Genomic DNA, 10,519 nt, shown 5'->3' with positions numbered 1-10,519 from the left:
ATCCCGGAAATCGCCTGCCCAGAGGCTGGATCGATGCCGCGCAAAAAGTCGAAGAAATCCAAACGGGAAAGGATCCCGAAAATGAAGGGGAAGAATATCCTTCCGCTTCTTCGAAATGGATCGTTCTGGATTCCGTTCTGGCCGGGCAGATGCTCGATAAACGCGCTGCCTTCTTTCCTGAATCGAGTGCTCTGCAGAGGATGGAACAGCTGGCCCTGCTGGATGCTTCGCTGGCTTCAAACGTCCTGCTCGAAACCATTGCCCAATGGGATACGAAACTACAAGACCAGACGGAAGACTGACCGTCTGGTTTTTGTTTTGCCAAGTTTCGATGAGCAGATCCTGGCGAGGAGGACGCTTGAATTTGAAACCGGGAAGCAGGAAAGGATAAAGAAAAGCCGGTCACATGGACCGGCCAGACTTTTAAAGGGACTGGGAAATCGAGCAGAACACAAGGAAAAAGGGTTTATCGATTAAGCGCCGACGAGTACGACTTCCTTAAGTTCCGGGAATTCATCCAGCAGAAGCAGACGGATTCCCGTCGAGAAATCTTCACCGGCCATCATGCATCCGGCGCACGCACCCAGGAAGGTGACGTAGGCGATGCCGTCTTCGTCAATGCCCAGCAGCTGCACGTCGCCGCCGTCCATCTGAATGTACGGACGAATCTTTTCGACAATGCCTTCGGCGCGTTCTTCCCAGACGTTGCGCTGTTTGCGGGTCAGCTTTTCGCCTTCCGCAAGCGGATGAATTGTATAGGTGCCGTCGTCTTCGCTGACGACTTTATGCTCAGCCGATGCGGCAGCGTCTTCTGCGCTGGCGTTTTCACTGGCTTCTGCCTTCGCGTTTTCTGTATTTTCTTCAACGGATTCGGCTGCTTTGGGAGCAGCTTCCGTTTTTACTTCTTTTTCATCGGATTGAAGATCTTTTGTTTCGGACATGACAGTTCCTTCCTTTCCTTAAAAGACTGAATCATTGGATCATAAAAAAGATTTTAATCCCAAACTGGATTCCGGTTCAAAAAACTCTTTGAATGGATTTGGGCGAAAGGGGCGGTGTGACTGAATTGCCGGGTCTACATGGACCAGAGAAAGACTGGGGCCATAAGAAAGGGAATGAGCAGACCGAGAATAAAGCCGCCGACGACTTCGACAATTTTGTGACCAAGAACCGTCTTGAGTTTCTGCGTATAGAGCGGGCTGTTTAAAGAGAGCGTGCCTGAAGAGCGAAGATCCTTGATCAGCTCCTGAGTCAGTTCAATATTCTTGCCCGTGTAATAGCGAACATGGCACGCGTCGTACATGACGATCAGGGAAAATACTGCGGTAACCGCAAAGAGAGCGGAGTTGAAGCCTTCCTGCATGCCAATCGCAATCGACAGAGCGGTCACGGTTGAAGAATGCGAGGAGGGAAATCCGCCGGACGCAATCGCCTGACTCCAGTCCCATTGACCAGTACGGAAATAATGTACCGGAATTTTGAGAATCTGCGCGAGAAAGGCGGAAAACAGCGCGGTCAGCAGCGGGAAAAGAGATGAAGGAAGCATAATTTCTCCTCACGGCTCATCATGAACCGCTTTTATTGTACCCGCTCTGAAAAAATGCGGACGTTTTTTGCGCAGGTGCTCTTCGGCAGGCTGAGGGCGCTTTCCTTTGTTTTGAAAATGGTATACTACCCGTGTCAGTCAGGAGGAAAAAATTTTGATTAAACTTGATCTGTCTCACGCAAAACTGAACGAGTCCTGCTCAGCCTGGAAAGACCAGGTTGCCATGTACGACAAACAGCTCGTCGAAGGTACCTGCAAAGGCAACGACTTCATCGGCTGGATGACCTGGTTCGAAGACTATGACCGCGATGAATTCGCCCGCATCAAAGACTGCGCAAAGCGCATTCAGAAAAACAGCGACGTTCTCGTTGTCTGCGGCATCGGCGGAAGCTATCTCGGCCCGCGTGCTGCAATTGAAATGATCAACGGTCTTTACCCCGAAGACCAGAAAGTAGAAGTCATCTACACCGGAAACACTTTCTCTTCTACCTACATTGCTCAGGTGATGAACTACATCAAGGACAAACGCGTAACGGTAAACGTTATTTCCAAGTCCGGAACTACGACCGAAACATCCATCGCGTTCCGTATTCTTGAACAGTTCATGCACGAAAAATACGGAGATGAAGCGAAAAACCGCATTGTCGCAACGACCGACCGTGCCTGCGGCACCCTCAAAACGCTTGCCGACAAAAAAGGCTACGAAACCTTTGTCATCCCAGATAATATCGGCGGACGCTTCTCTGTAATTACTCCAGTCGGTCTGCTTCCAATCGCCGTTGCTGGCATCAGCATCGATGATCTGATGAAAGGTCTCGCTGACGGCATGAAAGAATACGGCGACGCCGATGTCGACAAGAACCCGGCTTACCAGTATGCCGTTGCCCGCCGCATTCTGCAGAACATGGGCTACGATGTAGAACTTTTCGTAGAATACGAACCGCAGATGCAGAAAGTCGCTGAATGGTGGAAACAGCTCTTCGGCGAATCCGAAGGCAAGGACGGTCTGGGTATTCTCCCGGATTCCGCTGTCTTCTCGACCGATCTGCACTCCCTTGGCCAGTTCGTTCAGGACGGCAAGAAAGTTCTGTTTGAAACGAACCTGTACGTCGATCAGCCAGCCCTCGACATCACCTTCCCGCACGATGACGAAAACCTGGACAACATGAACTATCTCGCCGGCAAGAGCATTGACTGGGTCAACAAGATGGCTGCCAAAGGCACCCTGCAGGCCCATGAAGTGACCGGAAATGTTCCAAACATTCTCATGACTATGCCAGGCATGACCGCTTACGATTTCGGCAACATGTGCGCCTTCTTCTTCAAGGCCATCGCTATGACTACGCTGCTCAACGGATCCAACCCGTTCAACCAGCCAGGCGTTGAAGTCTACAAGAAGAACATGTTCAAACTGCTCGGCAAAGAATAGTCGAGAGTTCAGGCAAGCGCGTTTCCATTTCGAAAACCCGTTTTGATTCCCCAGAGATGAGCAGACTGTCTTCAGTTCGCTCATTTTTTTTGCGCTTTCTTAAAAAGACAGCCGGATCCAGGAAGGATGCGTTCGATCCGGACGCAGAAAAGCGCAAAATGGAAATCCGGCAGGGCTGCTTTCAAAAAGCCGGCCTAAGCGCGGGTTCAGCGAATGGAAAACGTCAAAAGTATGGAATACGTTTGACATAAAATACAACGTGACATGTAAAAATAAACAATCTGCCCATTTTCCTCCTTTACCGGGTATATGTTGGATACGTATTGCCCGGCTATGGATTTGACAATCCGGAAAATGTGCAGATTTTTCCTTTGGGTAAGGCAGAACAGGCATCTTCGAGGACTTCGAAGAATATGCCCTTTTTGTGAACTGCAGGATCACGAATGACAGTCCGGGAATACAGAGAGGAAAAGGAGAAGAAAGGATGAAGAAAAGGAAAATGCCGCTTGCCGAATGGCTGTCGATTAAAGTGGCGAAAAATCCGTCGCAGGTCGTACTGGCGATCATTTTGCTGTTCAACGTGATTTTCTTTCTGGTCGCCGCTCTGATCATCGACAACCTGGCGCTGCCGGGAACGGAAACGCTTGGCTTCTGGGAGTCGCTCTACTATTCCGTCATGATGGTACTCGATGCGGGCAACGCGGATACCGTTGTGGATATGGCGACCGGATCCAAGAAAGTTCTGGCGGTCGTATGCATTGTGCTTGTCATCATCGGCATGGTGATTTTTACCGGCGCCGTGATCGGTTACATTACCAACTACATTTCCGACTTTGTGGACAACTCGCGTACGGGAAATCATGCACTGAACATTTCCGGTCATCTCGTCATTCTGAACTGGAATAACCGGGCTTCGGAAATTATCAACGACCTGCTGTTCTGCCCGACTCCGCAAAAAGTTGTCGTTCTGACCGACGGTCAGGTGGAAGAGATCAAAAAGGAAATCAGCGAACGCATACAGGATACGATTTACCGGGAAAATACCAGGCTGCACAGAAAATGCCAGAAAATGGGATGGCTGGAAGGGAATATGTATTACCGGCGCAACCGGATTTATGACAATCTGACGGTGATCGTTCGGCAGGGCGATGTCTTTTCTTCCAAGCAGCTCAACGATATTGCCTTAAAGCACGCCCGTGGGGTCGTCATTCTCGTCAATGACACAGCAGGGCGCGTATGCAAGTTTGAACAGAGAGATCTGGAACAGGAAAAGCAGAAAGGCAATCCGCAGATCATCAAGACGCTTATGCAGGTAGCGGACATCACATCCAGTCAGGAATCGGATGACGATCAGAAAATTATTGTCGAAATTTCCGATCCCTGGACGGAAAAGCTCGTAGAAAAAATCATTCATTACAAACAGGTGCGGGGCAAATGCAATATCGTACCGATTCGCGTCCACGAAGTGCTCGGCCGCATTCTCTCCCAGTTCTGCCTGATGCCTGAACTCAATAAGGTCTATACCGAACTGTTCTCCAACCAGGGAACTACGTTTCAGGTCGAGGAGCGAACGGTGTTTGATGATCCAGCCTATATCAGCGAATATCTGCCGTCCCATCCCTGCGCGATTCCGCTCAGTTCGATGGACTCCGGCGGCCGTCATTATTTCTTCTATTCGGCTTCGGATGAGAAGTACATGAAAGTCACCGAACCGGCCCGGAAATGCCATGTCACGGCTAAACTCAATCCCGATTACTGGATTGAGCAGAAAAACGTCATTATCCTCGGGCACAATTCCAATTAAACTGTACCCCGTAATCTGGACACAAAATAGAGAGTAACCCTGTCCTATGGACAGACAAAACAGAGTGTTCCCCGATTACAGTACAGTTCTTCTTTTTCTAAAACGCTCTCGTGTCTGATCCGTGTAAATGAGACACTACCTGTATCAACTATCCGCTGCAGGAGGTAATCAACATGACACGTCGCCGTTTTACTGATGAGGAGATCAGACTCCTCGAAGCCAATCCCAATACTCAGTTCGTTTCCGATTCCATGATCCGTTTCACCCAGGAATTCAAAGACGAACTCTGGCAGGCTCTTCAAAATGGATCCAGCCCTAAAGCCTTCTTCAGGAATAAGGGGTATGATCCCAAAATTCTTGGAGATTCCAGAATCTATAACGCTGCAGACAGGTTAGCCCGTAAGAAAGCTAAGCAGACCGTTTCTCCAGACCAGTCAAAGGATGTTGAAAGCCTTTCTGCTGAGATCAGAAGTCTAAAAGCAGAGCTGAATGCTCTAAAAAAAATTATCTTACTGGCCAATTCCAGGAAGTAGAGGCACTTGTCATGAATGTACCCAGCAGTAGATTTCGGCTGATTCAGTCAATCTGCAGTGATCCGGATAACCATATGTCTGTCTCTGAGCTCTGCGCCCTGAACAATGTCAGCCGCTCTGGTTATTACAACTGGCTGAAACAGGAAGAAGCCCGGAGAGCCCGTGAAGAGCAGGATCGCAAAGACTTTGAGCTAATTCTTGGAGTGTTTACCTCAAACCGATATCCAAGAGGAGCACAGGGCATTTACATGGGTTTGCAGCACCAGGGGATTACGATGAACCTCAAGAAAATCAGACATCTTATGAAGAAATTCCATCTTGTCTGCCCGATACGTAAGGCAAATCCGTACCGCCGTATGGCCAAAGCACTGAAAACCAGTAATGTCGCACCTGACCTGGTAAAGCGGGAATTTGAGCTGCATGGTCCCCACTCAATCCTTCTGACAGACATTACTTATATCCAGTATTCCGGATCCACCTGCTATCTCTCAACAATTCTGGATGCGTATACCAAGCAGATTCTGGCATGGCGTCTCAGCCCTTCACTGGAAGTGGATTTCGTCATGGAAACGGTCAAAGATCTGATGAAGAACCACGGATCTGAACTTAATACAGACTCCATCATTCACTCCGATCAAGGCTGCCACTATACCAGCTACAGCTTTATTGATCTGGTAAGGAGCCACAAGCTGCGCCAATCGATGAGCCGCCGTGGAAACTGCTGGGATAACGCACCAATCGAGAGTTTTCACGGCCACATGAAGGATGACCTTAAAATCAGAATCAAGGCGATGTCTTCATTCGATGAGGTAAAGGCCGCAATCACAGAATGGCTCGACTACTACAACAACAGACGTTATCAGTGGCAGCTGGCCAGGCTGGCTCCCAACGAGTTTTACCAGTACCAGGTAACAGGTGTATATCCGATTTCCGGAGTTACCGTTCCCTCAGAACACCTGGATTCCTAAGGAGTTCTGAGGGGAAAAATCGGCGGTGCCCCTCCCGGAAGACCCAGTGCAGTTTGCTTAACCAAAAGACCAGTCATTGACCAGAGGTAAAGATACAGATAGTTTTACTCTCTTTTAAATTGTCCTTGACTTGGGGTACCCTTCATACCACTTCTCATACCACTTCCTTTCTGCTTGTTCGAGTTTTTTTAACAGAAGATTCTCCCTTCGCAGAAGTTCATTTTCTGACTCCAGCTGTTTGATTCGTCGTGAAGCCATTTCCTCATTTGTCAGATCCGCTTCCTGCTTTCGCTTTCCTCGATGGTCTTCCAGCGCTTCGTTGCCCTGGCTGGCAGCCTTCCGGACCCAGTTATAAATCTGTGTATACGTGCAGCCAAAATGATGAGCGGTTTTCTGATAATCCTTATCATTTTCAAGACACCACTTTACCGCTTCGATTTTCTGCTCTTTGGTGAATGATTTTGCGGATTGCTTCTTCTTACGATTTGCCACTTTAGTTCCTCCTTTATTTGGAGAAATAGTATCGGCTTTCATCCAGTCTCGGATTACTGAGACAGCAGAAATATGATATTTCAGACAGAGTTGACTCAAAGATGCTTGCCCTGAACGATATTCCGCAATCACTTTCTGTTTCAGCTCAGAAGAATATTCTTTATTTACGCTAGGTGTGATCAATCCCGTGGCAGCATCACGCATATAGATCCCAACCCATTTGGTGATCGTGTGCGGATCAAGAATGCCGTACTGTTTGCAGAGTTCACCAGACCCCACACCGGAGATATATTGTTGAACACATTCCAGTTTGGTTTCAGGAGAAAATTTGGATTTTCGTCCCATAAGAAAAGCTCCCTTTCTAGAAGAACACGTTTGTATAATTCACGTGTCTGTTCGCCGGGGAGCTTATCAAACTGCTTCCGCAGAAGTGGGCATGCGTTCTTCTTTCTGAGTTTTATTTTTTATGGTCTGGAAGACGATTTTTGCGGACAGGTTCTAAGCCGAATCGAGCACGTAAATCATCCGATTCGTACAATGGATAGCCCGGCTGAGGAAGGGGCAAAAAGGGCATGGGCTTTCAATTTTTTCAATGTCTGGCGTGAGAATTTCGAATCCTGTAAAGAAGAATGGCCGGAACGTATAAAGATTTACCATTGTTCGAAAAGATTACAGTAAATGTAAAAACAACTGTATGTAAAGGCTTACAGATATTTACACTTTTGTGCAGTCCGAAGAAAGCGCATAAAGACACCCTGTGTTAAGTTGGACTAACCGCGTGAACGGGCCGACCAATTGAATTCACTTTCAAAAAGAATTGCGTTGCGTCATAATAAACACGTATGTAGATACATTCAAAAGGAGGAAATACTCTACATGGCAGAAAAAGTAGAAAAAATTTTCCAGTCCATGGATGGTAACACAGCTGCTGCCCATAACGCCTATGCGCTGACGGACATGAGCTGCATTTACCCGATCACACCATCTTCCCCGATGGCTGAATCCATGGATGCCTGGGCTAGCCAGGGCCGCAAGAACACTTTCGGTGAAGTCGTTAAAATTGCGGAACTGCAGTCTGAAGCCGGTGCATCCGGTGCCGTTCACGGTGCTGCACAGGCCGGTGTTCTCCCAACAACATTTACCGCATCTCAGGGTCTTCTTCTGATGATCCCGAATATTTACAAATGGGTTGGTGAAAACCTTCCAGTTGTTCTTCACGTTGCGGCTCGTTCCCTTGCAAGCCGTTCTCTGAACATTTTCGGTGACCACTCTGACGTATATGCTGTTCGTCAGACCGGTATCCCAATGCTGGCCAGCCATTCCGTACAGGAAGTTATGGACCTTGCCGGTGTTGCTCACCTTGCCGCCATCAAGGCACATACACCGTTCCTTCACTTCTTCGACGGTTTCAGAACTTCTCACGAAGTAGACAAGATCGAAGTTTTCGATACAGACAAATACAAAGATCTGATCGACTACGAAGCTCTTGCTGAATTCAAGAAAAACGCTATGCAGCCGCATACGAACCCTGTTACACGCGGTGCCAACGAAAACGATGACATCTTCTTCCAGGGCGTAGAAGCTCGCAACGCACACTATGCAAACGTACCTGCAATCGTAGCTGACTACATGAAGAAAATCAGCGAGATCACTGGCCGTGAATATGCTCCTTTCACTTACTATGGTGATCCAGAAGCAGAAAACATCATCATCGCTATGGGTTCTGTAACCGAGACCGCTAAGGAAACCATCGATGAACTGAACAAAGCCGGTGAAAAAGTCGGCATGATCAAAGTTCATCTGTTCCGTCCGTTCTCCACAGAATACCTGGTTGACGTTCTTCCTTCCACCGTTAAGAAAATTGCTGTTCTTGACCGTTCCAAAGAAGGCGGCGCCCTCGGCGAACCTCTGTACCTCGATGTTGTAGCTGCTCTCAAGGACAAAGACATCCAGATCATCGGCGGACGCTATGGTCTTGGAAGCCACGATACAGCTCCAAAACACATCAAGGCTGTATTCGATCACCTCAAAGGCGACGAACTCAAAAACGGATTCACCCTCGGTATCGTGGACGATGTTACCAACACATCCCTCCCGTTCGATGATTCCTTCGTAATTGATGACGGCAAGACAACCGAGTGCCTCTTCTGGGGTCTTGGATCTGACGGTACTGTATCCGCCAACAAGTCTTCCATCAAAATCATCGGTGACAACACCGACATGTACGCTCAGGGCTACTACGCTTACGACTCCAAGAAGGCCGGCGGCGTAACGCGTTCCCACCTGCGTTTCGGAAGCGAACCAATCCATAAAACGTACTACATCAACAACGCCGACTTCATTTCCGTATCTCTGGACTCCTACATGTTCAAATACGATCTGGCCAACAACCTGAAGAAAGGCGGAACCTTCCTGCTCAACACTTCCTTTGACAAGGACGAAATCGTTAAGCACATGCCTAACCGTCTGAAAAAGGAACTCGCTGACAAGGATGCTAAGTTCTACATCATCGATGCCAACAAGATTGCCGGCGAAATCGGAATGGGTCGTCGTACCAACACCATTCTGCAGTCTGCATTCTTCGCGCTGAACCCTCAGATTCTGCCATACGACACAGCTGTTGATCTGATGAAGAAAGCAGCGAAGAAATCCTATGGCAAGAAGGGCGACGATATCGTTCAGCTCAACTACAAAGCCATCGACATGGGTAAAGACGGACTTGTTGAAGTTGCAGTAGACAAAGCCTGGTCTGACCTGCCTGTAAGCGAACTCCGTCAGCCGACCGGCAACGCTTACTGGGATGAATATGCAGCTCGCATCAACGGCCTCGAAGGCTACAACATGCCTGTTTCCTCCTTCACCAAACACGGTGTTCTTGACGGAACCATGCAGAACAACGCTGCATTCAACGAAAAACGTGCCATCGCCGTTAAAGTTCCGGAATGGGATCCTGAAAACTGCATTCAGTGCGGATTCTGCTCCTTCGTCTGCCCTCATGCTACAATCCGTATCTTCGCGCTGACACCGGAAGAAGTAAAAGACGCTCCGATGGAATTCGCTACGCTGCCTCTGATGGGCAAGAAAGATACCGACCTGCGTTTCCGCGTTCAGGTATCTCCAAGCAACTGCGTAGGCTGCGGTCTGTGCGTTTCTGAGTGCCCGGGCAAAAAAGGCAACAAAGCCCTCAAGATGGTTGATGTCAACTCCCAGCTCGAGTACGATCCGCTGGCTGACTACCTCTTCAAGCACACCGAATACAAATCCGATCTGTTCCCGAAATCCACAATCAAGGGTTCCCAGTTCCAGATGCCTTACTTCGAAGTACCTGGATCCTGCCCAGGATGCGGTGAAACGCCTTACTACCGTCTGGCTTCCCAGCTCTTCGGTAAAGACATGCAGATTGCCAACGCTACAGGATGCTCGTCCATCTACTGCGGTGCCAACCCGTCTACTCCGTTCGTAAAAGACAAAGACGGCAACGGAACTGCATGGGCAAACTCCCTGTTCGAAGACAACGCTGAATTCGGTTACGGTATGGCTCTTGCCAACAACCTGAACAAGGCGAAGATCCTGAAGATCATGGAAGACAACCTGGATAAGGTTGCTCCGGAACTGAAGGAAAAAATGGAAGCGTACATCGCTGCAGGCAACGATCGCGACAAACAGAGAGCTCTTGAACCAGAAATCAAGAAACTCGTCGCAGAAGCTGACTACGATGAAGACGTTAAGTCCCTCGCTGGATATGAC

Annotated in this window: 9 protein-coding genes; 6 read left to right on the top strand and 3 right to left on the bottom strand. The window is 48.7% G+C overall.

All coding sequences use genetic code 11. The features are described 5' to 3' along the window. Positions 1-302 (top strand): hypothetical protein (locus ACLUYS_RS07640; protein WP_412659529.1); only part of this gene is annotated, 302 nt, incomplete at its 5' end. A 171-nt stretch (positions 303-473) separates the two neighbouring features. On the opposite strand, the gene ACLUYS_RS07635 is transcribed toward ACLUYS_RS07640, so the two are convergent. Both ACLUYS_RS07635 and ACLUYS_RS07630 read right to left on the bottom strand, forming a co-directional pair. Continuing rightward, entirely contained in the window at positions 474-941 is a 468-nt protein-coding gene (locus ACLUYS_RS07635; RefSeq protein WP_230266848.1) for a NifU family protein, read from the bottom strand. Positions 942-1,075: 134 nt separating this feature from the next. Further along, positions 1,076-1,546 (bottom strand): divergent PAP2 family protein, encoded by a 471-nt coding sequence (locus ACLUYS_RS07630; RefSeq protein ID WP_230266849.1) that lies wholly within the window; start codon positions 1,544-1,546, stop codon positions 1,076-1,078. 154 nt (positions 1,547-1,700) lie between these two features. Between ACLUYS_RS07630 and ACLUYS_RS07625 the strand changes: the two genes are divergently transcribed. The 4 genes from ACLUYS_RS07625 (at position 1,701) to ACLUYS_RS07610 (ending at position 6,280) form a co-directional block, all read left to right on the top strand. Then, positions 1,701-2,975 (top strand): glucose-6-phosphate isomerase, encoded by a 1,275-nt coding sequence (locus ACLUYS_RS07625; RefSeq protein WP_412659528.1) that lies wholly within the window; start codon positions 1,701-1,703, stop codon positions 2,973-2,975. A 484-nt stretch (positions 2,976-3,459) separates the two neighbouring features. Next, complete coding sequence (locus ACLUYS_RS07620; protein WP_412659527.1) at positions 3,460-4,779, top strand: hypothetical protein; 1,320 nt, start codon at positions 3,460-3,462, stop codon at positions 4,777-4,779. 173 nt (positions 4,780-4,952) lie between these two features. Next, on the top strand, positions 4,953-5,312 hold the full coding sequence (locus ACLUYS_RS07615) for an HTH domain-containing protein (RefSeq protein WP_412659526.1): 360 nt from the start codon (positions 4,953-4,955) through the stop codon (positions 5,310-5,312). 11 nt (positions 5,313-5,323) lie between these two features. Then, positions 5,324-6,280 (top strand): IS3 family transposase, encoded by a 957-nt coding sequence (locus ACLUYS_RS07610; RefSeq protein WP_412659525.1) that lies wholly within the window; start codon positions 5,324-5,326, stop codon positions 6,278-6,280. Between the two features lie 114 nt (positions 6,281-6,394). Here the strand turns inward: ACLUYS_RS07610 and ACLUYS_RS07605 are convergent, their stop codons facing one another. After that, complete coding sequence (locus tag ACLUYS_RS07605) at positions 6,395-7,117, bottom strand: transposase (protein WP_230266854.1); 723 nt, start codon at positions 7,115-7,117, stop codon at positions 6,395-6,397. A 531-nt stretch (positions 7,118-7,648) separates the two neighbouring features. Here ACLUYS_RS07605 and nifJ point away from each other — a divergent pair. After that, positions 7,649-10,519, top strand: a 2,871-nt coding sequence (gene nifJ, locus ACLUYS_RS07600) for a pyruvate:ferredoxin (flavodoxin) oxidoreductase (RefSeq protein ID WP_412659524.1), incomplete at its 3' end; no start/stop codon positions are given.

Source organism: Allobaculum sp. (assembly GCF_047010065.1).
GTDB lineage: Bacteria > Bacillota_I > Bacilli_A > Erysipelotrichales > Erysipelotrichaceae > Allobaculum > Allobaculum fili.
Note: the sequence above shows the minus strand (reverse complement) of the source record. Positions and strands in the feature narration are given on the sequence as shown.